At 49.6% G+C, this 25,410-nt stretch carries 26 protein-coding genes and 1 pseudogene; 11 read left to right on the top strand and 16 right to left on the bottom strand.

The genetic code is table 11. The annotated features are described in order from the left end of the window. Positions 1–103: 103 nt before the first annotated feature. Entirely contained in the window at positions 104–670 is a 567-nt protein-coding gene (locus tag C4F37_RS17500) for a TetR/AcrR family transcriptional regulator (RefSeq protein ID WP_000202113.1), read from the bottom strand. Between the two features lie 477 nt (positions 671–1,147). Between C4F37_RS17500 and fabI the strand changes: the two genes are divergently transcribed. From fabI to rnb, 3 genes are all read left to right on the top strand, one after another. Further along, positions 1,148–1,936, top strand: coding sequence for an enoyl-ACP reductase FabI (gene fabI, locus C4F37_RS17505; protein WP_000506492.1), 789 nt, complete (start codon positions 1,148–1,150; stop codon positions 1,934–1,936). 144 nt (positions 1,937–2,080) lie between these two features. Next, positions 2,081–3,208, top strand: a complete 1,128-nt coding sequence (locus C4F37_RS17510; protein WP_001538699.1) for a carboxymuconolactone decarboxylase family protein — start codon at positions 2,081–2,083, stop codon at positions 3,206–3,208. 67 nt (positions 3,209–3,275) lie between these two features. After that, positions 3,276–5,210: an exoribonuclease II gene (rnb, locus tag C4F37_RS17515; protein ID WP_000485012.1), complete on the top strand. Its 1,935-nt coding sequence runs from the start codon at positions 3,276–3,278 to the stop codon at positions 5,208–5,210. Positions 5,211–5,286: 76 nt separating this feature from the next. Here the strand turns inward: rnb and C4F37_RS17520 are convergent. Further along, positions 5,287–5,390, bottom strand: a pseudogene (locus C4F37_RS17520) (hypothetical protein). A 53-nt stretch (positions 5,391–5,443) separates the two neighbouring features. On the opposite strand from C4F37_RS17520, the gene pdeR reads away from it, so the two are divergent. Then, on the top strand, positions 5,444–7,429 hold the full coding sequence (gene pdeR, locus C4F37_RS17525; RefSeq protein ID WP_000859934.1) for a cyclic di-GMP phosphodiesterase: 1,986 nt from the start codon (positions 5,444–5,446) through the stop codon (positions 7,427–7,429). Here pdeR and ymiD read toward each other — a convergent pair. After that, positions 7,411–7,539 (bottom strand): protein YmiD, encoded by a 129-nt coding sequence (gene ymiD, locus C4F37_RS27910; protein WP_001337336.1) that lies wholly within the window; start codon positions 7,537–7,539, stop codon positions 7,411–7,413. The genes pdeR and ymiD overlap by 19 nt on opposite strands. Before the next feature lie 37 nt (positions 7,540–7,576). Here ymiD and C4F37_RS17530 point away from each other — a divergent pair, with 37 nt between their 5' ends. The 3 genes from C4F37_RS17530 to osmB all read left to right on the top strand — a co-directional run bounded on the left by C4F37_RS17530 (position 7,577) and on the right by osmB (position 9,076). Further along, positions 7,577–7,750: a YciZ family protein gene (locus C4F37_RS17530; protein ID WP_001288368.1), complete on the top strand. Its 174-nt coding sequence runs from the start codon at positions 7,577–7,579 to the stop codon at positions 7,748–7,750. Between the two features lie 89 nt (positions 7,751–7,839). Then, a complete protein-coding gene (gene yciT, locus C4F37_RS17535) occupies positions 7,840–8,589 on the top strand; it encodes a DNA-binding transcriptional regulator YciT (RefSeq protein WP_001088623.1) in 750 nt (249 codons plus the stop codon). A 268-nt stretch (positions 8,590–8,857) separates the two neighbouring features. Next, positions 8,858–9,076: an osmotically-inducible lipoprotein OsmB gene (gene osmB / locus C4F37_RS17540; RefSeq protein ID WP_000498253.1), complete on the top strand. Its 219-nt coding sequence runs from the start codon at positions 8,858–8,860 to the stop codon at positions 9,074–9,076. Positions 9,077–9,201: 125 nt separating this feature from the next. On the opposite strand, the gene yciH is transcribed toward osmB, so the two are convergent. The 5 genes from yciH to pgpB all read right to left on the bottom strand — a co-directional run bounded on the left by yciH (position 9,202) and on the right by pgpB (position 12,854). Then, a complete protein-coding gene (gene yciH / locus C4F37_RS17545) occupies positions 9,202–9,528 on the bottom strand; it encodes a stress response translation initiation inhibitor YciH (RefSeq protein WP_001346953.1) in 327 nt (108 codons plus the stop codon). Continuing rightward, entirely contained in the window at positions 9,528–10,265 is a 738-nt protein-coding gene (gene pyrF / locus C4F37_RS17550; RefSeq protein WP_001346952.1) for an orotidine-5'-phosphate decarboxylase, read from the bottom strand. Before pyrF ends, yciH begins: the two co-directional genes overlap by 1 nt. Before the next feature lie 191 nt (positions 10,266–10,456). After that, positions 10,457–11,626 (bottom strand): lipopolysaccharide assembly protein LapB, encoded by a 1,170-nt coding sequence (gene lapB, locus C4F37_RS17555; RefSeq protein ID WP_000891353.1) that lies wholly within the window; start codon positions 11,624–11,626, stop codon positions 10,457–10,459. A 6-nt stretch (positions 11,627–11,632) separates the two neighbouring features. Next, complete coding sequence (gene lapA, locus C4F37_RS17560; protein WP_000876285.1) at positions 11,633–11,941, bottom strand: lipopolysaccharide assembly protein LapA; 309 nt, start codon at positions 11,939–11,941, stop codon at positions 11,633–11,635. 148 nt (positions 11,942–12,089) lie between these two features. Then, complete coding sequence (gene pgpB, locus C4F37_RS17565) at positions 12,090–12,854, bottom strand: phosphatidylglycerophosphatase B (protein WP_001538697.1); 765 nt, start codon at positions 12,852–12,854, stop codon at positions 12,090–12,092. A 169-nt stretch (positions 12,855–13,023) separates the two neighbouring features. Between pgpB and ribA the strand changes: the two genes are divergently transcribed. Next, on the top strand, positions 13,024–13,614 hold the full coding sequence (gene ribA / locus C4F37_RS17570; RefSeq protein WP_001176294.1) for a GTP cyclohydrolase II: 591 nt from the start codon (positions 13,024–13,026) through the stop codon (positions 13,612–13,614). A 63-nt stretch (positions 13,615–13,677) separates the two neighbouring features. Here the strand turns inward: ribA and acnA are convergent, their stop codons facing one another. From acnA to topA, 6 genes are all read right to left on the bottom strand, one after another. After that, the gene (gene acnA, locus C4F37_RS17575; protein ID WP_001538696.1) at positions 13,678–16,353 is read right to left on the bottom strand and encodes an aconitate hydratase AcnA; all 2,676 of its coding nucleotides are present in this window, start codon (positions 16,351–16,353) and stop codon (positions 13,678–13,680) included. A gap of 149 nt (positions 16,354–16,502) precedes the next feature. Further along, complete coding sequence (gene ymiC / locus C4F37_RS27380; RefSeq protein ID WP_122986688.1) at positions 16,503–16,598, bottom strand: small membrane protein YmiC; 96 nt, start codon at positions 16,596–16,598, stop codon at positions 16,503–16,505. Between the two features lie 113 nt (positions 16,599–16,711). Further along, positions 16,712–16,879, bottom strand: a complete 168-nt coding sequence (gene yciX / locus C4F37_RS17585) for a protein YciX (RefSeq protein WP_001296035.1) — start codon at positions 16,877–16,879, stop codon at positions 16,712–16,714. Positions 16,880–16,881: 2 nt separating this feature from the next. Beyond that, positions 16,882–17,022 (bottom strand): YmiA family putative membrane protein, encoded by a 141-nt coding sequence (locus C4F37_RS17590; protein WP_001815854.1) that lies wholly within the window; start codon positions 17,020–17,022, stop codon positions 16,882–16,884. A gap of 318 nt (positions 17,023–17,340) precedes the next feature. Further along, on the bottom strand, positions 17,341–18,315 hold the full coding sequence (gene cysB / locus C4F37_RS17595; protein ID WP_000776253.1) for an HTH-type transcriptional regulator CysB: 975 nt from the start codon (positions 18,313–18,315) through the stop codon (positions 17,341–17,343). 209 nt (positions 18,316–18,524) lie between these two features. Beyond that, entirely contained in the window at positions 18,525–21,122 is a 2,598-nt protein-coding gene (gene topA / locus C4F37_RS17605) for a type I DNA topoisomerase (RefSeq protein ID WP_001304419.1), read from the bottom strand. 379 nt (positions 21,123–21,501) lie between these two features. Between topA and C4F37_RS17615 the strand changes: the two genes are divergently transcribed. Then, positions 21,502–21,753: a YciN family protein gene (locus C4F37_RS17615; protein WP_001031530.1), complete on the top strand. Its 252-nt coding sequence runs from the start codon at positions 21,502–21,504 to the stop codon at positions 21,751–21,753. Between the two features lie 35 nt (positions 21,754–21,788). On the opposite strand, the gene sohB is transcribed toward C4F37_RS17615, so the two are convergent. Next, the gene (sohB, locus tag C4F37_RS17620) at positions 21,789–22,838 is read right to left on the bottom strand and encodes a protease SohB (RefSeq protein WP_000422063.1); all 1,050 of its coding nucleotides are present in this window, start codon (positions 22,836–22,838) and stop codon (positions 21,789–21,791) included. Positions 22,839–23,057: 219 nt separating this feature from the next. Between sohB and C4F37_RS17625 the strand changes: the two genes are divergently transcribed. Together C4F37_RS17625 and cobO are read left to right on the top strand one after the other, a co-directional pair. Continuing rightward, positions 23,058–23,816: a YciK family oxidoreductase gene (locus C4F37_RS17625; RefSeq protein ID WP_000559258.1), complete on the top strand. Its 759-nt coding sequence runs from the start codon at positions 23,058–23,060 to the stop codon at positions 23,814–23,816. Beyond that, positions 23,813–24,403: a cob(I)yrinic acid a,c-diamide adenosyltransferase gene (gene cobO / locus C4F37_RS17630; protein WP_001278898.1), complete on the top strand. Its 591-nt coding sequence runs from the start codon at positions 23,813–23,815 to the stop codon at positions 24,401–24,403. Before C4F37_RS17625 ends, cobO begins: the two co-directional genes overlap by 4 nt. A gap of 39 nt (positions 24,404–24,442) precedes the next feature. Here cobO and rluB read toward each other — a convergent pair whose 3' ends face one another. Further along, positions 24,443–25,318 (bottom strand): 23S rRNA pseudouridine(2605) synthase RluB, encoded by an 876-nt coding sequence (gene rluB / locus C4F37_RS17635; RefSeq protein ID WP_001291206.1) that lies wholly within the window; start codon positions 25,316–25,318, stop codon positions 24,443–24,445. Between the last annotated feature and the right edge of the window lie 92 nt (positions 25,319–25,410).

A 25,410-nucleotide genomic window follows, 5' to 3' on the forward strand; every position in this document is an offset into this window, starting at 1 on the left:
GGATATGTCAGGGATATTCAGTTATAACGAACCCGCATCGCGAAATGAATTTCGCAATGAAATAAGGGGGATTAATATCCCCCGCTATTGGTTAATTCTGTTCTTATTTATTTATCAACATACTAACAATATCCTGATATATTTCCTGCAGATGTTGTGGATCGCTTTTTTGCGGTGTTAAACGACGATAAACCGTACCTTCCATCATGGTAGCAAACACTTCAACGCAGCAACGAATGTGCTCGTCGCTAAGATGGGGATGCATTCTTTTCATATGAGCACAACCGTTAGCGAACATTCTGGCGTCAGCTTCTTCAAGCATTGCCATCACCCGCGGGTTGCGTGTGGCTTCTGCAGCCACTTCCAGCATCAGCGCGTCGTCGTCCTCATTTAAGGATTTACGCAAGGCAAGAACTTCCGGAAAGTGATCGGTACGCGCGTCAATGTCCATTTGGGCAATACGAAAGTCGATGATACGGCGAACCATCTCTTCAATAATGGCGTCTTTGTTGGCGAAGTAACGATATATCTGACCCACGCTAAGCTGAGCTTCGCTGGCAATTTGCGACATACTGGCGGCATGAAATCCGCAGCGACGAAAACACCGACGGGCGGCGTTAATGATTTCATCCTGACGCTGTTTGTGGCGTATCTCCAGCTTGCTGGTCATTTCTGTCTCCTGGCCTATCACTTGGTGAGAATGATCGTTCTCATTTTTGCTGATTATACGTTTCTCCAAAGTAATGGAAAGTATTTTTATCTTATTCATGGTGCATATTCTGATAATGAAGAGATTGTGGAGATTCTGTGAAGATAGTTGACAATATTAAGTTGGGGTCAATTCATCAGAAAGGCAGCGACTTGTTGTCGCCAGTTCTGTTTTCATCATCAAACTTATAGGAGCTAATACGAATAGTTTCAAAGTCAGATTCTATAAGATATTTCCCCAACCTCCCCCTTGCAGGCGTCAGGAGTAGATAACGCAAAATGCTCTGTACCGCAGCTTCTCTCCGCTACAGAAAGCGCAACTATAGCCACCCACAGCCAGGTTGATTATAATAACCGTTTATCTGTTCGTACTGTTTACTAAAACGACGAATCGCCTGATTTTCAGGCACAACAAGCATCAACAATAAGGATTAAAGCTATGGGTTTTCTTTCCGGTAAGCGCATTCTGGTAACCGGTGTTGCCAGCAAACTGTCCATCGCCTACGGTATCGCTCAGGCGATGCACCGCGAAGGAGCTGAACTGGCATTCACCTACCAGAACGACAAACTGAAAGGCCGCGTAGAAGAATTTGCCGCTCAATTGGGTTCTGACATCGTTCTGCAGTGCGATGTTGCCGAAGATACCAGCATCGACACCATGTTCGCTGAACTGGGGAAAGTTTGGCCGAAATTTGACGGTTTCGTACACTCTATTGGTTTTGCACCTGGCGATCAGCTGGATGGTGACTATGTTAACGCCGTTACCCGTGAAGGCTTCAAAATTGCTCACGACATCAGCTCCTACAGCTTCGTTGCAATGGCAAAAGCTTGCCGCTCCATGCTGAATCCGGGTTCTGCCCTGCTGACCCTTTCCTACCTTGGCGCTGAGCGCGCTATCCCGAACTACAACGTTATGGGTCTGGCAAAAGCGTCTCTGGAAGCGAACGTGCGCTATATGGCGAACGCGATGGGTCCGGAAGGTGTGCGTGTTAACGCCATCTCTGCTGGTCCGATCCGTACTCTGGCGGCTTCCGGTATCAAAGACTTCCGCAAAATGCTGGCTCATTGCGAAGCCGTTACCCCGATTCGCCGTACCGTTACTATTGAAGATGTGGGTAACTCCGCGGCATTCCTGTGCTCCGATCTCTCTGCCGGTATCTCCGGTGAAGTGGTCCACGTTGACGGCGGTTTCAGCATCGCTGCAATGAACGAACTCGAACTGAAATAATCGTTCTGTTGGTAAATATTGGGCGGCGTTCTGCCGCCCGTTATCTCTGTTATACCTTTCTGATATTTGTTATCGCCGATCCGTCTTTCTCCCCTTCCCGCCTTGCGTCAGGATAACGATTTCCTTTACGACCAAGGAGCGCCCATGGAACAACGCCACATCACCGGCAAAAGCCACTGGTATCATGAAACGCAATCCAGTACTGCGGAGTATGACGTTCTGCCTCTGGTCCCGGAAGCCGCAAAGGTCAGCGATCCCTTTCTGCTCGACGTGATCCTTGATGAAGAAACGCTGGCACCCTTCCTTTCATGGCTGGTCCCTGCGCGCGTTCTTGCAGTAGAGTTGTTCCCTGACCAGCTTACCGTGACCCGTTCACAGACCTTCACCGCTTATGAACGCTTGTCGACGGCCCTGACGGTTGCTCAGGTTTGCGGCGTCCAACGGTTATGTAACTACTATTCGGCGCGACTTACGCCGCTCCCCGGGCCTGATTCCTCCAGGGAAAGTAATCATCGGTTGGCACAAATCACGCAATATGCCCGCCAACTGGCTAGCTCGCCTTCTATTATCAACAACCGATCGCGCCAGCATCTGAATGACGTTGGTCTTACTGTCTGTGACTGTGTGATCATTAACCAAATCATTGGTTTTATTGGCTTTCAGGCGCGGACAATTGCGACATTTCAGGCTTATCTCGGGCATCCGGTACGCTGGTTACCCGGTCTGGAGATACAAAACTACGCCGACGCGTCACTGTTTGCTGATGAATCAATACGCTGGCGAAGCAGCTATGAGGTGGAAAAACTCCCTGAAGAGCACACAAAAAGTTCAACTGCAGAACTTTGCCAACTGGCCAACACACTCTCTCTCCACCCTATTTCACTTTCCCTTCTCGAAAAGTTGTTAAACAGCACACGGGTCAATACACAGCCGGATAATCAGCTTGCGGCGTTGTTATGCGCGCGGATAAATGGCAGTCCTGCTTGTTTTGCCGCCTGTATGAATTCATCAAATGAATATAAAAAAATCAGCCCCCTTCTGCGCAAGGGCGAAAATGAAATTAACCGATGGGCTGACCGTCATTCTGTTGAGCGCGCTACCGTTCAGGCGATACAATGGCTGACCCGAGCACCCGATCGCTTTAGCGCCGCCCAGTTCAGCCCATTACTCGAACACGAAAAATCATCAACGCAGATTATTAATCTGCTGGTATGGAGCGGGCTGTGTGGCTGGATAAATCGCTTAAAAATCGCGTTGGGTGAGACATATTAACCTTGCCGCGTCAGACAGATTCGCGTAAAACTGTCAGCCGCTCTAATGGCCACCAAAATAGACAATTATGTTTCAGGACAACCCGCTGCTAGCGCAGCTTAAACAGCAACTGCATTCCCAGACGCCACGCGCTGAAGGGGTGGTAAAAGCCACAGAAAAAGGCTTTGGCTTCCTGGAAGTCGACGCGCAAAAAAGTTATTTCATTCCGCCGCCGCAGATGAAAAAAGTCATGCATGGCGACCGAATTATCGCGGTGATCCACAGTGAAAAAGAACGTGAATCCGCAGAGCCAGAAGAACTGGTTGAACCGTTCCTGACTCGTTTCGTGGGTAAAGTTCAGGGCAAAAATGACCGTCTGGCCATCGTTCCTGATCATCCACTCTTAAAAGACGCCATTCCTTGCCGCGCAGCCCGTGGCCTGAACCACGAGTTTAAAGAAGGCGACTGGGCGGTTGCCGAAATGCGCCGTCATCCGCTGAAAGGCGATCGTTCTTTCTATGCTGAACTGACACAATACATCACTTTTGGTGACGATCACTTTGTACCGTGGTGGGTTACCCTTGCGCGTCATAATCTGGAAAAAGAAGCACCAGACGGCGTCGCTACCGAAATGCTCGATGAAGGTCTGGTTCGTGAAGATCTGACTGCGCTGGATTTTGTCACCATCGACAGTGCCAGCACAGAAGATATGGATGACGCCCTTTTCGCCAAGGCGTTACCGGATGGCAAACTTCAGCTGATTGTGGCGATTGCCGATCCAACCGCGTGGATTGCTGAAGGCAGCAAGCTGGACAAAGCCGCGAAAATTCGCGCATTCACCAACTATCTGCCTGGCTTCAACATCCCTATGCTGCCTCGCGAGCTTTCTGACGATCTCTGCTCACTGCGCGCCAATGAAGTCCGCCCGGTACTGGCATGCCGCATGACGCTCTCCACTGATGGCACCATTGAAGATAATATCGAATTCTTTGCCGCCACCATCGAATCCAAAGCGAAGCTGGTGTATGACCAGGTTTCTGACTGGCTGGAAAATACCGGTGACTGGCAGCCTGAAAGCGAAGCAATTGCCGAACAAGTCCGTTTGCTAGCACAAATTTGCCAACGCCGCGGCGAGTGGCGTCATAACCACGCACTGGTGTTTAAAGATCGCCCGGATTACCGCTTTATTCTCGGTGAAAAAGGTGAAGTGCTGGATATCGTCGCCGAGCCTCGTCGCATTGCCAACCGTATCGTCGAAGAAGCGATGATTGCCGCTAACATTTGTGCGGCCCGCGTACTGCGCGATAAGCTCGGTTTTGGCATCTATAACGTGCATATGGGCTTTGATCCGGCGAATGCCGACGCGCTGGCAGCGTTGCTGAAAACGCACGGTCTGCATGTCGATGCTGAAGAAGTGCTCACGCTGGACGGTTTCTGCAAACTGCGTCGTGAACTGGATGCGCAACCAACTGGTTTCCTCGACAGCCGCATTCGTCGCTTCCAGTCATTTGCTGAAATTAGCACTGAACCCGGTCCTCACTTTGGCCTCGGTCTGGAAGCATACGCCACCTGGACTTCGCCGATCCGTAAATATGGCGACATGATCAACCACCGTCTGCTGAAAGCGGTTATCAAAGGCGAAACTGCGACGCGTCCACAGGATGAAATCACTGTCCAAATGGCCGAGCGTCGCCGTCTCAACCGGATGGCAGAACGTGATGTTGGCGACTGGTTATACGCACGCTTCCTGAAAGACAAAGCCGGGACCGACACCCGTTTCGCGGCGGAAATTGTCGATATCAGCCGTGGCGGCATGCGTGTTCGTTTGGTTGATAACGGCGCTATCGCCTTTATTCCAGCACCTTTCTTACACGCTGTGCGCGATGAACTGGTTTGCAGCCAGGAAAACGGCACTGTACAAATTAAAGGTGAAACGGCTTACAAAGTGACTGACGTTATTGACGTCACCATTGCCGAAGTCCGCATGGAAACCCGCAGCATTATTGCGCGCCCAGTCGCGTAATCTCCTTTCACGGCCCATTCCTCATGGATGGGCCGTTTATTTCCCCGCTCAACCTTCGTCATATCCCGGCAGATTTTTAACTGACTTTCGTTTGAAAACTGGCGTTTTTCCAAAACTGGATTACAAATAAATATATAAAAAAACAATGTGTTTAGCCGCCGTTAATTTCATGTAAGTCATGTTGTTCCTTTTATTTAACTGCGGACTCCGCTGTTAACCGGAGGATATGCATCATGAAAACCGTTAGGGAGTCCACAACGTTGTACAACTTTCTCGGATCGCACAATCCATACTGGCGGTTGACGGAAAGCAGCGATGTTTTGCGCTTTTCTACCACCGAAATCACAGAACCCGATCGTATTTTGCAACTATCTGCCGAACAGGCTGCTCGCATCAGGGAAATGACGGTCATCACCTCCAGCCTGATGATGAGTCTGACCGTCGATGAAAGCGATCTTTCTGTGCATCTGGTAGGACGAAAAATCAATAAACGAGAATGGGGAGGCAACGCGTCTGCATGGCATGACACACCGGCGGTTGCTCGTGATTTATCACATGGGCTTTCCTTTGCTGAGCAGGTAGTTTCTGAAGCACATTCCGCAATAGTGATTCTCGACAGCCGGGGGAATATCCAGCGCTTTAATCGGTTATGTGAAGATTACACAGGCTTGAAAGAACACGACGTCATTGGGCAAAGCGTGTTTAAACTGTTTATGAGTCGTCGTGAAGCTGCGGCATCCAGGCGCAATAACCGTGTATTTTTTCGAAGCGGCAATGCATATGAAGTCGAACTGTGGATACCAACACGTAAAGGCCAGCGGCTGTTTCTGTTTCGCAATAAATTTGTCCACAGCGGCAGTGGCAAAAACGAGATTTTTTTAATCTGTTCCGGCACCGACATTACCGAAGAGCGCCGCGCTCAGGAGCGACTGCGTATTCTGGCAAATACCGACAGTATCACCGGACTGCCGAATCGTAACGCAATGCAGGAGTTAATCGATCACGCTATTAATCAGGCAGATAACAATAAAGTTGGGGTTGTGTATCTTGATTTGGATAATTTTAAAAAGGTCAACGACGCCTATGGGCATTTGTTTGGTGACCAGTTATTACGCGACGTGTCATTGGCTATTTTAAGCTGTCTCGAACATGACCAGGTGTTGGCGCGTCCAGGTGGCGATGAGTTTCTGGTACTGGCATCCAATACCTCACAAAGCGCGCTGGAAGCATTGGCATCACGAATTTTGACCCGCTTACGACTCCCCTTTCGCATTGGTTTAATTGAAGTTTATACCAGCTGTTCAGTAGGTATTTCACTCTCTCCCGAACATGGTTCGGACAGCGCGGCTATTATTCGTCACGCCGACACAGCAATGTACACAGCGAAGGAAGGCGGACGAGGACAATTTTGCGTTTTTACCCCAGAAATGAATCAGCGGGTATTTGAATATCTCTGGCTGGATACCAACTTGCGTAAAGCACTGGAAAACGATCAGTTGGTTATTCACTATCAACCGAAAATCACCTGGCGTGGCGAAGTGCGCAGTCTGGAAGCACTAGTACGTTGGCAGTCACCTGAACGTGGGTTGATTCCACCGTTGGACTTCATTTCCTACGCCGAAGAATCAGGGCTAATTGTGCCTTTAGGCCGTTGGGTGATTCTCGATGTCGTACGCCAGGTAGCGAAGTGGCGGGATAAAGGCATTAACCTGCGAGTGGCGGTAAATATTTCTGCACGTCAGCTCGCCGATCAAACCATTTTCACCGCCCTGAAACAGGTTCTCCAGGAACTCAATTTTGAATACTGCCCTATAGATGTTGAACTGACGGAGAGCTGCCTGATTGAGAATGATGAACTGGCACTGTCTGTTATTCAACAATTTAGCCGATTAGGTGCGCAAGTTCATCTGGACGATTTTGGTACCGGCTACTCTTCACTTTCGCAACTGGCGCGCTTTCCGATCGATGCCATCAAACTTGACCAGGTTTTTGTTCGGGATATTCACAAACAGCCTGTCTCGCAATCACTGGTCCGGGCGATCGTCGCTGTGGCCCAGGCATTGAATCTTCAGGTGATCGCCGAAGGTGTAGAAAGTGCAAAGGAAGATGCTTTTTTAACCAAGAACGGGATCAATGAGCGACAAGGATTTTTGTTTGCCAAACCGATGCCCGCCGTTGCCTTCGAACGCTGGTATAAACGCTACCTGAAGCGCACATAAGTAGATGAATATATATACTTAGCGCTATATTCCGTCATTATATATCGTATTCCCGGATGATAATTAGCCGTTGCTGTTAAACACTTCTCTTTTAGCGGCAATTTTTGCATTATTCATTTTCCCCCTTTTGCTATAAGGATGTCCTTGATGTCTGAATTTGATGCCCAGCGCGTTGCCGAACGTATTGATATTGTGTTAGATATCCTTGTGGCAGGCGATTACCACTCTGCGATCCATAATCTCGAGATACTTAAAGCAGAACTTTTGCGCCAGGTTGCTGAATCTACGCCAGACATCCCGAAGGCACCGTGGGAGATTTAACAATCGTGCCTTCAGGTTTTCCTATTTGAGGATGCCCGGCGCGTCAGTATTTTTTTATTTAGTATTATAACGTTATAAGAATTACAGCGATGAATTCCCGACAACAAACTATTCTACAGATGGTCATTGACCAGGGTCAGGTTAGCGTAACCGATCTGGCAAAAGCCACTGGAGTTTCTGAAGTTACCATTCGCCAGGATCTCAACACCCTCGAAAAACTGAGTTACCTCCGACGTGCACATGGTTTTGCAGTTTCGCTTGATAGTGATGACGTCGAAACCCGTATGATGAGCAACTATACGCTGAAGCGTGAACTCGCCGAGTTTGCCGCGTCACTGGTTCAACCGGGCGAAACCATCTTTATCGAAAATGGTAGCAGCAATGCCCTGCTCGCCAGGACTCTGGGCGAGCAGAAGAAAAATGTCACTATCATCACGGTCAGCAGCTACATCGCGCATTTGCTGAAAGACGCGCCTTGTGAAGTCATTTTGCTCGGTGGCGTGTACCAGAAAAAAAGCGAAAGTATGGTTGGCCCTTTGACACGCCAGTGCATCCAACAAGTGCATTTCAGCAAAGCATTTATTGGTATTGATGGCTGGCAACCTGAAACTGGGTTTACCGGTCGCGATATGATGCGTACCGATGTGGTCAATGCCGTGCTGGAAAAAGAGTGCGAGGCGATAGTCCTGACTGACAGCTCGAAATTTGGTGCTGTACATTCATACTCCATCGGCCCCGTTGAGCGATTCAATCGTGTGATTACCGATTCGAAAATACGCGCCAGCGATCTGATGCATCTTGAACAAAGTAAACTCACCGTTCACGTCGTTGACATTTAACCATTTCCCTTCTCTACGGATGATTTGCAGTTTGGCAAATCATCCGCTCTAAGATGATTCCTGGTTGATAATTAAGACTATTTACCTGTTATTAACACTCTCAAGATATAAAATTATTATCAGCGATATAACAGGAAGTCATTATCACCTGCGTGATATAACCCTGCGCGCGAGCGGATTTCACGGAATAATTTCACCAGGCTTATTCTTAGCTATTATAGTTATAGAGAGCTTACTTCCGTGAATCATAAATTCAGGAGAGAGTATTATGTTTGTAACGAGCAAAAAAATGACCGCGGCTGTTCTGGCAATTACCCTGGCAATGTCTCTGAGTGCCTGTTCTAACTGGTCTAAACGGGACCGCAACACCGCAATCGGCGCAGGTGCAGGGGCATTAGGCGGTGCAGTACTGACCGATGGCAGTACGTTGGGTACATTAGGTGGTGCAGCCGTCGGTGGTGTTATTGGTCACCAGGTCGGTAAATAATCGTAAATAAATGTCGATTATCGACTCGCAATTATAATACGCTTGATTCTGTTCAGTACGAAATAACTGAATAATACACACAGTAAAATATTCGAAAGCCACGGATATATCCGTGGCTTTTTATGTTAGCCGCCTGCGAGTTTTACCTTCATCCCTTTCGCTTCAAGCAGTGATTTTAATAAATCACGCTTATCGCCCTGGATTTCAATAATTCCATCTTTAACTGCTCCGCCGCAGCCGCATTTTTTCTTCAGTTCCGCTGCCAGTTTCGTCAGTTCGGCATCATCGAGAGCGACACCGGTAATCAGGCAAACGCCCTTACCTTTACGTCCACTGGTCTGACGCTGAATACGCACCACACCGTCGCCTTTAGGGCGTACAGGGGCCGCTTTTGGCTCATCAATACGTCCGGTTTCCGTTGAGTAGACCAGACGGCTGTTGGAATCACTCATCATGCACTCCGCTGTAAAGAGGCGTTGATCGCTTTCAGCGTCTGCGCTGGATCTACCGATTGCGTTACCGGGCGACCAATCACCATATAATCAACACCAGCCGCCAACGCCTGTTCTGGCGTCATAATGCGGCGCTGGTCACCAGCATCACTCCCCTGCGGACGAATGCCCGGCGTAACCAGTTTGAACTCCTGACCGAATACCTGTTTAAAGCGCACAGCTTCCTGAGCAGAACACACCACACCATCAAGGCCACATTTTTGCGTCAGTGCCGCCAGACGTTCTGCATAATCTGCAGGTGACAGTGTCACGCCAAGATCGGCCAGGTCGCTGGCTTCCATGCTGGTCAACACTGTCACAGCAATCAAAAGCGGTGCATCTTTGCCAAACGGAACCAGTGCCTCACGCGCTGCGGCCATCATACGCGCCCCACCGGAGGCATGAACATTCACCATCCACACGCCTAAGTCAGCCGCAGCAGCGACAGCGTGCGCTGCAGTGTTGGGAATATCGTGGAATTTCAGGTCAAGAAAGATATCAAAACCACGCTGTTGAAGTTCGCTCACAAACTGTGGCCCAAACAATGTAAACATCTCTTTGCCGACCTTCAGACGACAATCGCGTGGGTCGATCTTGTCGACAAAGGCCATCGCGGCATCGCGATTATGATAATCAAGGGCAACAACTACAGGAGAATTCGTAACAGCGCGGGAAGAAGATGAAGCAGTTAACGTCATGACCAGACCTTCTTGATGATGGGCACCGGAAGTGGCGCGAAACAGGTAAACGGCGAGCATTCTACCCGTGGAAATAAAAAATTAACAGTTGCGATTTCTCCTCTGGCAGGCTTTTCCGCGCCGTCGGTGCCGGAGCACAATAGAACATCAATAATTAGTATGTTGTAACTAAAGTCGGATTTTTTTAAAAATTACAGGCCATCAAGACCGCGAATCGGTTTAATGGTTGACCAGGCCCGACAAGACGGACAATGCCAGTAGAGAGTGTATGCGGTAAAACCACATTTCTGGCAGCGATAACGAGGCTTACTACGCACCTTCTCGCCAACCATGTCACGCAGCACCATCAGACTCTCTTTGGCACGCCCTTCTTCTGCTTCATTTAAGTGGTAATCCATTAACTTATGGAACACACGCATGGTCGGATGACGCTGAAGCTGGCGCGTAATATAGACCTGTGCGGCCTCACTACCGTCGCGCGCTTCGATGATATCCGCAAGCATCAATTCAGCATCGGCACCGGTGTTCTCTTCCACCGCGCGCTGCAGGAATTCTGCCCATTCGGCAGTTTTACCCAACTGCTGATAGCATGTTTGCAGCATTTCCAGCGTTTCGCTGACCAGTTCTCTGTCCTGGGATATGACACGTTGCAAACTTTCGACGGCTTTGGCGTATTCTCCTTTCGCCATAAACACGCGTCCCATCATGATGGATACGCGGGCGCTGTTTTTATCTGCCGCCGCACCTTTTTTTAGCAAAGTCATGGCACGATCGAGATCGTCGCTGGCCATATGCTGCAGAGCTAACTCACAGTAGAAATGGGCAATTTCGACGCGCTGTTTATCTTTACCCAGCTTCACCAGGCGTTCGGCAACATCAATTGCTTTCTGCCACTCGCTGGTAGCCTGGTAAATTTGTAGCAGTTGTTGCAGCGCGCCAATGCGGAAGTCAGTTTCATCGGTCAGCTGATTGAACATGTCTTCCGCGCGGTCGTATAACCCGGCAGCCATGTAATCACGCCCCAGTTGTTGAATCGCCAAAAGCCGCTGTTCATAGGTCAGCGAGGCGCTTTCCATTAGGGTCTGATGGATGCGAATAGCGCGATCAACTTCGCCACGCGAACGGAACAGGTTTCCGAGCGTAAGGTGGGCTTCAACGGTACCTGTATCCTCTTTAAGCATATCGAGAAACAGGTCTACCGCTTTATCCTGTTGATTACTAAGCAGGAAGTTAACCCCCGCTACGTAATCACGCGACAAGCGGTTGGCTTCATCTTGCTTGTTTTGTTGCGCACTTCTGCGGCCCATATACCAGCCATAGGCAGCGGCTACAGGCAAAAGCAGAAACAACAACTCCAGCATAGAAAGTTATTCCTTCGACGCAGACGAGTGCGGCGCTACAGCCACGTCAGTCGCAGGTGAAAGCTGGTTTTCCAGTCGCTTTATTTTACGTTCAGCGCGCGCCAGGGAAACACGAACTCGCAGCCAGAACAGGCCACAAATCAACCAACCGATAGCAAACCCCGCAGCAAACAATACCGCCAGCAATGTGGAAATACGGTACTCCCCTTGCGCTAACAGATAATTAAACGTCACCTGTTGATCGTTCTGCGCACCCAACGTGACCGAAATCACGAAGATCGCTAACACCAGTAAGAAAATGAGTAAATATTTCACATTACTTCCCGTTATGTGGTTAGGGCGAATAAATTATGGTCAACTTACCGCAATAGCCCTTTAAAGTACCATTTTCGCGCCGTCTGCGAAATGGCATCCACGCGCATTGTTGATGATTTAAGGGCTAAATTCGGAAAATCAACCAGCGTTAACTTTCTTGTTCTCGTTGTGCAATTTCGCGATTTTCTTCCGCAGGTGGTGTTAATGGCCCACAAATTCGTTGCGCAAGCCACGTTGCCACCGCCACCAGCGCCCACGAAATCAACGTAGCTACAACCAGATCGCGTGACCAATGCATCCCGAGCAGCAGGCGGCTTCCCATGACTCCCGTTGCCCAGACCAACAAGATAGCAATGGTTAACGTTCGCCGACGCGGCCACAGCAAACCAACGGCCAGCAGTGCCCAACTGGCAGCAAACATCGTGTGACCGGAAGGAAAGGCAAACCCCGTCTCTTTCTGCCAGTGTGAACGCAAATATTGTGGGATATTTTTCTCTTCAGCCAACTGTTCTTTCACCAGATTTCCGCGTTCTGCTCGCTTTAAAGTGTAGAACTCATCAACCGGAATATGATGTGTTTTTTCCAGCCAGATAACAAAAGGTCGTGGTTCCTGGACTTTGTCTTTGATCCAGGATTTAACGCCTTGTCCCATAAGGATTGCCGCCGCCAGAATGGCAAATAACATAATGGCAGCCTTAATGCGAAAACGCAGACACCAGAGAAACCAGCCGAATAAAATCAAATGTGTAATGACGCCCCAGGGCTGGGTGACAGTTTCAGTAACCCAAAAAGCCGCTTTTAGTAACCAACTTTGTTCTCCAGGTTGCCAACGCCAGCCAGAAAGCCATACGGCTACTGGCATGACAAGCAATAGTGCAGCTCCCACTGCGGTACGTCTGGCAATCGAACGCATGGCCTCTCCTTTTTGATAAGTCCCACAATCATAACTGAAAATGCCAGTTCCAGGAAAAATTGACAGATTTGTGCCATTCCGTGAACGATCGACGCGTCGTGATTAGGTGAACCCCTTCTCGTTATGGCAAAATAAGCCAATACAGAACCAGCATTATCTGGAGAATTTCATGCAGCTTAAACGTGTGGCAGAAGCCAAACTGCCAACCCCATGGGGCGATTTCCTGATGGTGGGATTTGAAGAACTGGCAACCGGACACGATCATGTCGCGCTAGTCTATGGCGATATTTCCGGGCATACCCCGGTACTTGCGCGCGTCCATTCCGAATGTCTGACCGGTGACGCCCTGTTCAGCTTGCGCTGCGATTGTGGCTTCCAGCTCGAAGCGGCATTGACGCAAATTGCCGAGGAAGGCCGTGGTATTTTGCTGTATCACCGTCAGGAAGGTCGTAACATTGGTCTGCTGAATAAAATCCGCGCTTACGCACTGCAGGATCAAGGTTACGATACTGTAGAGGCTAACCACCAGTTAGGCTTCGCCGCTGATGAGCGCGACTTCACTCTTTGCGCTGATATGTTCAAACTCCTTGGCGTCAATGAAGTCCGCTTGTTAACCAATAACCCGAAAAAAGTCGAAATTCTGACCGAAGCAGGGATTAATATTATTGAACGCGTACCGTTGATTGTAGGTCGTAACCCCAATAACGAACATTATCTCGATACCAAAGCCGAGAAAATGGGTCATTTGCTGAACAAATAACCCTCTTGCATTGTGTAATTAATTTGCTTGCCGGAAGCAAAATAACCGGCAAGCAAATACTCGTTACTTCAACATATTACGAATGACATAATGCAAAATGCCGTCGTTCTGGTAGTAGGCCAACTCCGTCGCGGTGTCGATACGACAACGGCAGGGTACGACTTCCTGGCTACCATCCGCGCGCGTAAGCGTCACCGGAACCGTCGCGCCGGGTTGTAGATTTTGCAGATCACCAATATCAATCTTCTCTTCCCCGGTAAGCTCTAACGTTTTACGCGTCACACCTTGTGGAAATTCCAGCGGCAGGATGCCCATGCCAATTAAATTCGAACGGTGAATTCGTTCAAACGATTCGGCAATCACAACACGAATACCAAGCAGACGCGGACCTTTTGCCGCCCAGTCACGGCTGGAGCCTGATCCATACTCTTTCCCGGCAATCACCGCCAGCGGCGTTTGCTCCTGCTTATAGCGCATTGCGGCATCATAAATAGAGACGACATCGCTGTCAGGTAAATGGCACGTCATCCCCCCTTCAACGCCAGGCACCATTTCATTACGGATGCGAATATTGGCGAAGGTGCCGCGCATCATCACTTCATGGTTACCACGCCGCGAACCATAGGAGTTAAAGTCTTTCCGCTCAACACCCCGACCTTGTAGATATCGACCCGCCGGGCTGTCGGGCTTAATACTGCCCGCCGGAGAGATATGGTCAGTGGTGACTGAATCCCCCAGCATTGCGAGGATCCGCGCACCGTGAATATCTTCCACAGGTGCTGGTGTTGCCTGCATTTCATCAAAGAAAGGCGATAAGCGAATATAGGTTGAATCCTCCTGCCAACCGTAGGTATCGGATCGTGTGACGTTAATTTCCTTCCACTCAGCTGTGCCTTCAAAAACTTCTGCGTACTCTTTGCGGAACATTTCTGTGGAGACTTGGTCTACCGCACGGGCAATTTCTTGTGCCGATGGCCAGATATCTTTCAGATATACCGGCTCGCCTTTGCGATCATGGCCGATAGGCTCAGAAGCCAGGTTGATATTCATATTTCCCGCCAGCGCATAGGCAACCACCAGCGGCGGCGAGGCCAGCCAGTTGGTTTTAACCAGCGGATGGATACGGCCTTCAAAGTTACGGTTGCCGGACAGCACTGCACCGACGGTTAAATCGCCTTTTTTGATTGCCGTTTCGATAGGATCGGGCAACGGTCCAGAGTTACCAATACAGGTGGTACAACCGTATCCCACAAGGTTAAATCCCAGTTCATCGAGATACGGTGTCAGTTTCGCTTTTGCCAGATAATCAGAAACGACTTTCGAACCCGGTGCCAGCGACGCTTTGACCCACGGTTGCCGCTTGAGGCCCAGAGTTACGGCTTTTTTCGCCAGCAAGCCTGCGGCCATCAGCACACTTGGGTTAGAGGTGTTGGTGCACGACGTTATCGCAGCAATGACCACAGCGCCATCAGGTAACTGATACTGATGTCCGTTCATAACATAATCGACCGGCAGGCGATCTTTATGCGTGGCATTCACTTCCAGTTCGCTACTGGCAGCAAATGCTTTTGGTACATCGGGCAGTGCAACGCGATCCTGCGGGCGTTTTGGCCCTGCAAGGCTCGCTTCAACGTCATTCATATCCAGTTCTAACACACTGGTAAAAATTGGTTCATCGCCCGAATTACGCCACATGCCCTGCGCTTTGGCATATTTTTCGACCAACTCGACCTGATCTTCACTGCGCCCGCTTAAACGCATGTAATCGAGGGTGACAGCATCGATTGGGAAGAAGCCACAGGTGGCACCATATTCTGGTGACATATTGGCAATAGTGGCGCGATCCGCCAGCGGTAGTGAATCCAGCCCATCACCATAAAATTCGACGAATTTCCCCACCACGCCATGTTTGCGCAACATTTGGGTAACAGTGAGAACCAGGTCTGTGGCGGTAATACCTTCGCGTAATTTTCCGGTAAGTTTAAAGCCCACTACGTCCGGGATAAGCATGGAAACCGGCTGGCCTAACATTGCGGCTTCTGCTTCGATGCCACCAACGCCCCACCCCAGCACGCCAAGGCCGTTGATCATGGTGGTGTGCGAGTCAGTACCAACGAGTGTATCCGGATAAGCAATCCATTCACCGTCCTGCAATTCGCTCCACACTGCTTTGCCGAGATATTCGAGGTTAACCTGATGGCAAATGCCTGTGCCTGGCGGCACGACGCTAAACCGACTGAACGCCTGCTTTCCCCATTTCAGGAACACATAACGTTCGTGGTTGCGCTCCATTTCCAGGCGTACGTTTTCTTCAAATGCCTCATCATCACCAAAACGATCGACGGTCACCGAGTGGTCAATGACCAGGTCGACCGGTGAGAGTGGGTTAACCTTTGCAGTATCGCCGCCGAGGCGTTTAACCGCTTCGCGCATTGCCGCCAGATCAACAACGGCAGGTACGCCGGTAAAGTCCTGCATCAGCACTCTTGCCGGGCGGTAGGCAATTTCACGGTCAGCATGGGCATTTTTCAGCCATCCCGCCAGCGCGTGGATATCCTCTTCGGTAACCGATTTACCATCCTGCCAACGCAGCAGGTTTTCGAGCAAAACTTTGAGTGACTTGGGTAGACGGGTGATATCGCCCAGTGATTTGGCAGCAAGCGGCAAGCTGTAGTAGTGGTAAGTTTTATCTTTGGCCTGCAACGTGTCCTTACTGGCTTCTCGTAGGGTTGACGACATAGCTCCTCCTTAATGACAGGGTTGCGAAGCCCTGATTCTCTTCAGGGTGAATATTAAAGATAACACAAACATCGCGTAACGATTTGATAACAACCCAAATTGATAAAAGAGGAGAAACCTTGAGGCAAAGCAAACAGCGGGGTCAGGGATCAGTGAGTAATGATCCAGAGGAGTTCGGCACAGAAGAGCATCGACAGAGAAAATGCGCCCATCCAGGACCAATATTTCATATTTGTGTTGATCATAGGCTACACCCTTAACGGTTATTACTTTGTGTTGAGATAACTCAACCTGTTATTGCTGCGGTGTATTAAAAGCCCTGTAATTCATTAAAAATGGGTAATAAGAATGATGATAATTATTGTTTCGGCTGATCATCTTCAGCAAACAGTTCTATAAAGGCTTGTTGCTGCGATGTTAGTTGCCAGTCGTCTGGAATAACGACGGAACATTCCCGTTTTGCTTCTGGTTCATTGTCACTATGCTGACATAATGGTGACGACTCCAGTTGCTCCTGACCGACCATAGTTATCCCCACAATTTCCAAATAAGCAGTGCGACAACCACCCAGAAAAGTGCAGAACCAAGAAAAACCGCCAGCCAGGCTTTACGTTTTAATTCAGGATTGCGGCGGGGTTCCTGATTTCCAGAAGGCATTGCTAACCTCATATAATCGCCATCACTTATCAGCAAGACGTTGAACGATTGGTGTAATTAATCATACGATGAGACAAATCCTAAAGAAACTTTAGTCAAAAATCCAGCGAATTTACGAATCGTCTCCAGTGAATAATTCAATCTTTTGACCTGAAATAGATATTTGAAAACTGGAGTTTGCGAGGTGTGTAATTAGACACTACTTTACAGGTAATTTACCCTATAAATATGAGGGATAAAAATATTGTGCACCGGATACAAATAAGTAACAAAGGAGAATATATTCCGGCACCTTCGCTACATAAAAGGTGCCGAAAATAACGCAAGAAATTATTTTTCCGGCAGTTTTATATCTTTAAACATGACCTCAATTTCTTCATTAGAGCGCAATGCGACAGCCGCATCAACGACATCACGCGTTAAATGCGGTGCAAAACGCTGAATGAAATCATACATATAACTACGCAAAAAAGTACTACGGCGAAAACCAATTTTGGTTGTACTGTGGCTGAAGATGTCGTGAGCATCAACACGCACAAGGTCGGGATCGGCGACCGGATCCACCGCCATGCTGGCAATGACCCCTACCCCCAGCCCTAACCGGACGTAAGTTTTAATGACGTCAGCATCCGTTGCCGTGAAGACGATACGCGGCGTTAACCCTGCGCGGTTAAAGGCAGTATCCAGTTCTGAACGTCCGGTAAAGCCGAAGGTATATGTCACCAACGGATATTGCGCCAGTTCTTCAATGGTAATGGCTTTTTTACCTGCCAGCGGGTGATCCGGAGTGACTACTATAGCCCGATTCCAGTGGTAGCACGGTAGCATCACTAAATCTTCATACAGATGCAGCGCTTCCGTGGCGATAGCGAAATCGGCATTGCCTTTAGAGACGGCATCAGCAATTTGTGTCGGCGAGCCCTGGTGCATATGCAAAGAAACGCGAGGATAACGCTCAATAAAGCCTTTGATAACGTTTGGTAACGCATAGCGTGCCTGAGTATGCGTGGTGGCGATATACAGCGAGCCTTTATCCGGCCAGGTGTGCTCTCCGGCGACCGATTTTATGGCATCGACTTTCGACAGAACTTCACGAGCGATACGAATTATTTCTTGTCCTGCTGGCGTTACCTGCGTCAGGTGCTTGCCGCTTCGGGAAAAAATTTGAATGCCTAGCTCGTCTTCCAGCATTCTGACTTGTTTACTGATCCCGGGTTGTGATGTGTAAAGTCCTTCCGCCGTTGATGAGACATTCAGGTTATGATTGACCACCTCAACAATATAGCGAAGTTGTTGTAATTTCATGTTAAACCATCCACTTAGACGCCATCAGAACATCGTTTTTTCGTCACACCAGGCGGGTGACTAATACGATTTAATAATAAAAAAGGTGCTAACTATAACCACTATATCATTTATAGCCTTAGTGTATAGGTGTGAAGAAAAAATAATATGCAATAAAAAAGGGCCGCTTTCGCGACCCTTTGTTTATAAAAACCAGACAGAATTAAAGGTTATTTTTTCCCTTCAACCCATTTGCCATCAACATAAAATGCTGACCAGCCAGTCGCCTTTCCGTCTTTTTCCGAAGAGACATATTGCTGTTTGGTTTTACGGCTAAAGCGAACCATGGTCTTATTACCTTCCGGATCCTGCTGTGGCGCATCGGCCAGATAACGCAGTTTTTCCGGCAGACGGTCGCGGAAGCGATAAAGCTCCTCCACCAGCGGCGCACGCGTTTCACGCGATTTCGGGAAGGTATTGGCCGCCAGGAACACACCGGCAGCACCGTCACGCAACACGAAATAGGCATCTGATTTTTCGCACGGCAGCTCCGGTAATGGCACCGGATCTTCTTTCGGTGGTGCCACTTCGCCGTTACGTAAAATCTTACGTGTGTTTTTACACTCTTCGTTGGTGCAGGCCATGTATTTACCGAAACGCCCCATTTTCAGGTGCATTTCAGAGCCACATTTTTCACACTCAACGATCGGGCCGTCATAACCTTTAATGCGGAATTCACCCTCTTCGATCTCGTAACCGTCGCAGGTTGGGTTATTACCACAGACATGCAACTTACGTTTCGGATCGATGAGATAGCTGTCCATCGCCGTGCCGCATTTCGGGCAACGACGTTTTGCGCGCAACGCATTGGTTTCAGCGTCTTCACCTTCCAGCACGTTCAGCACTTCGTTTTCCGGCACCAGGTTAATGGTGGTTTTGCAACGCTCTTTCGGCGGCAGCGCATAGCCAGAACAGCCAAGGAATACCCCGGTGCTCGCTGTGCGAATCCCCATTTTGCGACCACAAGTCGGACAGTCAATGCTGGTCAGAACCATCTGGTTCGGGCGCATACCACCCTCTTCCGGATCTTTTTCAGCTTTATCTAATTGCTGGGTGAAATCCGAGAAGAAGTGATCCAGTACAGCTTTCCACTCTGCTTCGTGATTTGCCACCTGGTCGAGGCTGTTTTCCATCTGCGCGGTGAAGTCGTAGTTCATTAACTCGCGGAAATTCTCTTCCAGGCGATCGGTGACGATTTCGCCCATTTTTTCCGCATAGAAACGACGATTTTCTACTCGCACATAGCCACGATCCTGAATAGTCGAAATGATCGACGCATAGGTAGAAGGACGACCGATACCGCGTTTTTCCAGCTCTTTGACCAGCGATGCTTCACTGAAACGGGCTGGAGGCTTGGTAAAGTGCTGGGCTGGTGTCAGTTCAACGAGCGTCAGAGCATCGCCTTTATCGACTGCCGGTAAGATACGATCTTCATCGCCTTTACGCAGTGCAGGCATCACTTTCGTCCAGCCATCAAAGCGCAAAATACGACCGCGTGCTTTCAGGCGGAAATCGCCCGCACCAACGGTCAGCGTCGTGGAGTCATATTTCGCTGGGGTCATCTGGCAGGCTACGAACTGACGCCAGATTAACTGGTACAGTTTCTGCGCATCTGCTTCCATATCCTTCAACGATTCCGCCATCACATTGACGTCAGAAGGACGAATCGCTTCGTGCGCTTCCTGTGAGTTTTCTTTGCTGGCGTACTGATTCGGACTTTCCGGCAGATATTTCTTACCAAAATTATCGCTGATATAACCGCGAACCATATTTACCGCGTCCTGACTCAGGTTGGTGGAGTCGGTACGCATGTAAGTGATATAGCCTGCTTCATACAAACGCTGCGCCATCATCATGGTTTTTTTCACGCCAAAACCAAGACGGGTGCTGGCAGCTTGTTGCAGCGTAGAGGTAATAAAAGGAGCGCCAGGTTTACTGGTTGTCGGTTTGTCTTCACGTTCCAGCACGCTGTAGCGCGCTTTTTCCAGCAGACTTACCGCAGCCTGAGTTTGTTCTTTGTTGACCGGACGGAACGGTTTGTCGTTCTGATGAGTCACCTGCAACGCCAACGCTTCACCAGATGGCGTGGTCGTGCTGGCATCGACTTCCCAGAACTCTTCCGGTACGAACGCTTTAATTTCACGCTCACGCTCGACCACCAGGCGGACCGCCACCGACTGCACACGACCGGCAGACAGACCACGAGCGATCTTTTTCCATAGAAGCGGCGAAACCATATACCCCACCACGCGGTCCATAAAGCGACGCGCCTGCTGGGCATTAACACGATCAATATTCAGCTCACCCGGTTTGTTAAATGCCTGGCGGATCGCGTTTTTAGTAATTTCGTTAAACACCACTCGGCTATAGCGCGCATCATCACCACCAATCACTTCCCGCAGGTGCCATGCAATGGCTTCCCCTTCGCGGTCAAGGTCGGTTGCGAGATAGATGTGGTCGGCTTTTTCAGCCAGTTGTTTCAGTTCAGAGACGACCTTCTCTTTACCAGGCAACACTTCATAGTGCGCCTCCCAATTGTGCCACGGGTCAACCCCCATACGGTTGACGAGAGCGCCACGTTCATCCTTTTTAGGCTTTTTAGCCGTCTTGGTGGAGGTAGAGTCGGCACTCTTTTTGGCAGTTGAGCCACTGGTCGGCAAATCGCGGATGTGACCGACGCTGGATTTCACCACGTAGTCACTACCCAGATACTTGTTGATCGTTTTGGCTTTTGCCGGGGACTCAACGATGACAAGAGCTTTACCCATATTCACCTTACCTAATTTGATTCTTCCAGGAATGCGTCGCACGTTGATAAACCTTCCACTGGCAACGAGTTACCGATATGGACTCGCTCTCTGCGGATATCAACCCCTTGTCGTGACTCTGCTCACGAAAATTCAGGTGACTGAGTTAACAGGTCTTGGCCTACAGGCGCTATAGCACGACGGAATTTTGGTCGAATGTCAAGCAAATCTATTGCCAGATTGACGAAAGCGTCACACTGTACCTGATAAAATCCGATACGCAACTTTATTAGCATGCAAAATCCAAAGTTGCCAGTAAGGCGCTCTTGCCACCAGCGTGGTATATTTGTCTGCAAGCCATGCCTGGCGTAGACTAATGTCCTTGTTTAAGGAGTAAATAATGAACAAAGAGACTCAACCCATCGACCGCGAAACGCTGTTGAAAGAGGCCAACAAAATCATTCGTGAGCATGAGGATACGCTCGCAGGGATTGAAGCCACCGGCGTCACGCAGCGTAATGGCGTGCTGGTATTTACCGGCGACTACTTTTTAGATGAACAAGGATTACCAACTGCCAAAAGCACCGCGGTGTTTAATATGTTCAAACACCTGGCCCATGTGCTTTCAGAAAAATATCACTTGGTTGATTAAAGCAAAACGCGAGGTCTTATCCTCGCGTTTGTCTTTTACATCAACGACTTTTGCCCACGCTGCCACCAGCGTAACAACAATCGATCGGCGCTCTCTGCCGCGCTGCCGGTGAATCGGTCAATGAGTCGTTTACGCTGCATATAGCGTACATTGACCACTTCCCGGCCTTCCATCAGGCTAAGAATAACTTCATCACTGGTGTTGATTTCATCAACCAGGCCTTTCTCTACTGCCTGTTGTCCGTACCAGTGTTCACCCGTTGCCACCTGTTCAATATCCAGAGACGGACGCATACGCTTCACAAAATCTTTAAATAACTGATGCGTTTCGTTCAACTCTTCGCGGAATTTCTCCCGCCCTTCTTCGGTATTTTCACCCAGCAACGTCAGCGTGCGCTTATACTGCCCGGCGGTGTGCAGTTCGATATCAATATCTTTGCTTTTCAGGAAGCGGTTAAAGTTGGGCATTTGCGCCACCACCCCAATGGAACCCACAATAGCAAACGGTGCGGAAACAATTTTGTCCGCCACACAGGCCATCATGTAACCGCCGCTGGCAGCGACTTTGTCTACCGTAACAGTTAAAGGAATGTTTTTATCACGCAGACGCTGCAACTGCGAAGCCGCCAACCCGTAACCATGCACCATGCCACCTGGGCTTTCCAGACGGAGCACAACCTGATCCTGCGGTTTGAATGCTGCGAGTACCGCCGTTATCTCTTCACGTAGCGAGTTCACTTCATGGGCGTCCATGCTGCCTTTAAAATCCAGCACCCAGACGCGGGGTTTACTGTCAGTTACCACCTCGCCCAGTTTAGCTTTCGCTTTTGCGGCTTTCGCTTCTTGCTTGTGCTTTTTCTTCTGCGCTTTGTGCCACTGTTTTTGCTGATGAGTGTCCATCAGCGCCGCGGCCAGTTCTTCTTTCATCTCCTTATACTGTTCGCTGAGATTGTTGACTCGTAACTCGCCACGCTGGCGTTTATTACGTTGAGCAACATTGACAATAATGGCGGCAATCGCCGCAATCGCTAGCACAACGGTAACGATTTTCGCCAAAAACAAACCATATTCAGACAACAATTCCACGAGTCCCCACCTTGGTTAAACAACGCTTTGGCTCACAGTTTACAACAGGCATGTTTAGCCGTCTCGCAGAGATGTTATTGCAGCGAAAGTATGACAAAGTATCCATTTTGCGGTGTTATCGCCCCAGGCTGATTGAAATGCCCTTCTGTTTCAGGCATAAAGCCCCAAAGTCATAAAGTACACTGGCAGCGCGACAGACAACGTCGTTGAGGAGTAGCCATGCATTACCAGCCAAAACAAGATTTACTCAATGATCGCATTATCCTGGTGACGGGAGCCAGCGATGGAATTGGTCGTGAAGCAGCGATGACGTATGCACGCTATGGTGCGACAGTGATTCTTTTGGGCCGTAATGAAGAAAAATTACGTCAGGTAGCCAGCCACATAAACGAAGAAATTGGACGTCAGCCACAGTGGTTTATTCTCGATTTGCTAACCTGCACGTCCGAAGATTGCCAACAACTGGCACAGCGCATTGCCGTTAATTATCCGCGTCTGGATGGTGTTTTGCATAATGCCGGATTGCTCGGCGATGTTTGCCCAATGAGCGAACAAGATCCGCAGGTCTGGCAGGACGTCATGCAGGTCAACGTTAATGCCACCTTTATGCTCACACAGGCACTGCTTCCTTTATTACTCAAATCGGATGCCGGTTCACTGGTCTTTACCTCATCAAGCGTTGGACGTCAGGGGCGTGCAAACTGGGGCGCATATGCAGCGTCGAAATTTGCCACCGAAGGGATGATGCAGGTACTGGCCGATGAATATCAGCAGCGCCTGCGCGTCAACTGCATTAACCCAGGCGGTACGCGCACCGCAATGCGGGCCAGCGCCTTCCCGACCGAAGATCCACAGAAACTTAAAACCCCCGCTGATATCATGCCGCTCTACCTCTGGCTGATGGGCGATGACAGCCGCCGTAAAACCGGCATGACCTTTGACGCCCAACCGGGCCGTAAACCAGGAATTTCCCAATGAGTGATGAACGCTACCAACAGCGTCAGCAGCGAGTGAAAGAAAAAGTAGATGCTCGTGTGGCCCAGGCCCAGGATGAACGCGGTATTATCATCGTCTTTACCGGCAATGGAAAAGGCAAAACCACCGCGGCATTTGGTACGGCAACACGCGCAGTTGGTCACGGAAAAAAAGTGGGCGTCGTGCAGTTTATTAAAGGCACCTGGCCTAATGGTGAACGAAATCTGCTGGAGCCACACGGCGTTGAGTTTCAGGTAATGGCAACGGGCTTTACCTGGGATACACAAAACCGAGAGTCTGATACCGCCGCCTGCCGCGAAGTCTGGCAACATGCAAAGCGGATGCTGGCTGATTCCTCACTGGATATGGTTTTGCTCGATGAACTGACATATATGGTAGCGTATGATTATTTGCCACTGGAAGACGTGATTCAGGCGTTAAATGAACGTCCACATCAACAGACGGTGATTATCACAGGTCGTGGTTGTCATCGGGATATTCTTGAACTGGCGGATACGGTAAGTGAGCTGCGCCCCATCAAACATGCGTTTGATGCCGGTGTAAAAGCGCAGATAGGGATTGATTACTAATCTGTAAAAATGCCGGATATGACGTCCGGCATACTTTGATTAACCGTTATTATTACGTCCACCAGAACGACGACCGCCGCTCACCTGGCTGTGACGTTTCACCGCACGACGAATTTGATTCGCCTTCATACGACGACGGTCTTTTTCTACAGCGACTTTAGAGCTGGTTTCTGGCGGTAGTTCCACCAGTTCGCGCAGATAGTTAGTCTGGGCGAGGTCCAGCTCCGTCCAGCCACCGCGTGGCAGACCTTTTGGCAGTGGGATATCACCGTAACGAACACGAATCAGGCGGCTCACCTGCACACCAACCGCTTCCCAAAGACGACGAACTTCACGGTTACGGCCTTCGGTCAGAGTAACATTGTACCACTGGTTGATCCCTTCGCCGCCGCTGAACTTGATGGTTTTAAAGGCTGCCGGACCATCTTCCAGCTGCACGCCACGACTCAAATCACGCAGTTTCGCGTCGTCAACCTGACCAAATACACGCACGGCATATTCACGTTCAACTTCACGGCTTGGATGCATTAAACGGTTTGCCAGTTCACCGTCGGTGGTGAACAGCAACAGACCACAGGTGTTAACGTCCAGACGACCTACGGCAATCCAGCGTGCGCCACGCAGTTTTGGCAGACGGTCAAACACCGTTGGACGCCCTTCCGGATCGTTACGGGTACACAACTCACCTTCCGGTTTGTAATAGGCCAGAACGCGACAAATTTGTTCAGCGGACTCACGTACCGAAATCAGATGACCATCGATACGGATTTTCAGTCCAGGGGTAATTTCAACGCGATCGCCGAGTTTAGCAATTTTGCCATCAACACTCACACGACCGGCTTCAATAATAGATTCGATTTCACGGCGAGAACCGTGGCCGGCACGCGCCAGCACTTTCTGTAGCTTTTCGCTCATAGAGCTTCCTTTTGGTGTCGCCTTCCCAGGCGTCTGATATGCTTTTGTGCAACAATGAGTCAGAACTTACATCTGACTCACTGATAGTAAAG

It is taken from the genome of Escherichia sp. R1 (genome assembly GCF_003000935.1).
Classification (GTDB): domain Bacteria; phylum Pseudomonadota; class Gammaproteobacteria; order Enterobacterales; family Enterobacteriaceae; genus Escherichia; species Escherichia coli.

What these genes read in the sequence shown, in the direction of transcription:
- pdeR (WP_000859934.1), top strand. Translation starts at nt 5,444, where the DNA reads ATGAAAACCGTTAGGGAGTCCACAACGTTGTACAACTTTCTCGGATCG.
- C4F37_RS17590 (WP_001815854.1), bottom strand. Translation starts at nt 17,022, where the DNA reads ATGAGGTTAGCAATGCCTTCTGGAAATCAGGAACCCCGCCGCAATCCT.
- rnb (WP_000485012.1), top strand. Translation starts at nt 3,276, where the DNA reads ATGTTTCAGGACAACCCGCTGCTAGCGCAGCTTAAACAGCAACTGCAT.
- yciT (WP_001088623.1), top strand. Translation starts at nt 7,840, where the DNA reads ATGAATTCCCGACAACAAACTATTCTACAGATGGTCATTGACCAGGGT.
- ymiC (WP_122986688.1), bottom strand. Translation starts at nt 16,598, where the DNA reads ATGATCAACACAAATATGAAATATTGGTCCTGGATGGGCGCATTTTCT.
- pgpB (WP_001538697.1), bottom strand. Translation starts at nt 12,854, where the DNA reads ATGCGTTCGATTGCCAGACGTACCGCAGTGGGAGCTGCACTATTGCTT.
- yciX (WP_001296035.1), bottom strand. Translation starts at nt 16,879, where the DNA reads ATGGTCGGTCAGGAGCAACTGGAGTCGTCACCATTATGTCAGCATAGT.
- osmB (WP_000498253.1), top strand. Translation starts at nt 8,858, where the DNA reads ATGTTTGTAACGAGCAAAAAAATGACCGCGGCTGTTCTGGCAATTACC.
- cobO (WP_001278898.1), top strand. Translation starts at nt 23,813, where the DNA reads ATGAGTGATGAACGCTACCAACAGCGTCAGCAGCGAGTGAAAGAAAAA.
- yciH (WP_001346953.1), bottom strand. Translation starts at nt 9,528, where the DNA reads ATGAGTGATTCCAACAGCCGTCTGGTCTACTCAACGGAAACCGGACGT.
- topA (WP_001304419.1), bottom strand. Translation starts at nt 21,122, where the DNA reads ATGGGTAAAGCTCTTGTCATCGTTGAGTCCCCGGCAAAAGCCAAAACG.
- ribA (WP_001176294.1), top strand. Translation starts at nt 13,024, where the DNA reads ATGCAGCTTAAACGTGTGGCAGAAGCCAAACTGCCAACCCCATGGGGC.
- C4F37_RS17625 (WP_000559258.1), top strand. Translation starts at nt 23,058, where the DNA reads ATGCATTACCAGCCAAAACAAGATTTACTCAATGATCGCATTATCCTG.
- acnA (WP_001538696.1), bottom strand. Translation starts at nt 16,353, where the DNA reads ATGTCGTCAACCCTACGAGAAGCCAGTAAGGACACGTTGCAGGCCAAA.
- C4F37_RS17615 (WP_001031530.1), top strand. Translation starts at nt 21,502, where the DNA reads ATGAACAAAGAGACTCAACCCATCGACCGCGAAACGCTGTTGAAAGAG.
- ymiD (WP_001337336.1), bottom strand. Translation starts at nt 7,539, where the DNA reads ATGCAAAAATTGCCGCTAAAAGAGAAGTGTTTAACAGCAACGGCTAAT.
- pyrF (WP_001346952.1), bottom strand. Translation starts at nt 10,265, where the DNA reads ATGACGTTAACTGCTTCATCTTCTTCCCGCGCTGTTACGAATTCTCCT.
- C4F37_RS17500 (WP_000202113.1), bottom strand. Translation starts at nt 670, where the DNA reads ATGACCAGCAAGCTGGAGATACGCCACAAACAGCGTCAGGATGAAATC.
- lapB (WP_000891353.1), bottom strand. Translation starts at nt 11,626, where the DNA reads ATGCTGGAGTTGTTGTTTCTGCTTTTGCCTGTAGCCGCTGCCTATGGC.
- C4F37_RS17510 (WP_001538699.1), top strand. Translation starts at nt 2,081, where the DNA reads ATGGAACAACGCCACATCACCGGCAAAAGCCACTGGTATCATGAAACG.
- fabI (WP_000506492.1), top strand. Translation starts at nt 1,148, where the DNA reads ATGGGTTTTCTTTCCGGTAAGCGCATTCTGGTAACCGGTGTTGCCAGC.
- C4F37_RS17530 (WP_001288368.1), top strand. Translation starts at nt 7,577, where the DNA reads ATGTCTGAATTTGATGCCCAGCGCGTTGCCGAACGTATTGATATTGTG.
- cysB (WP_000776253.1), bottom strand. Translation starts at nt 18,315, where the DNA reads ATGAAATTACAACAACTTCGCTATATTGTTGAGGTGGTCAATCATAAC.
- rluB (WP_001291206.1), bottom strand. Translation starts at nt 25,318, where the DNA reads ATGAGCGAAAAGCTACAGAAAGTGCTGGCGCGTGCCGGCCACGGTTCT.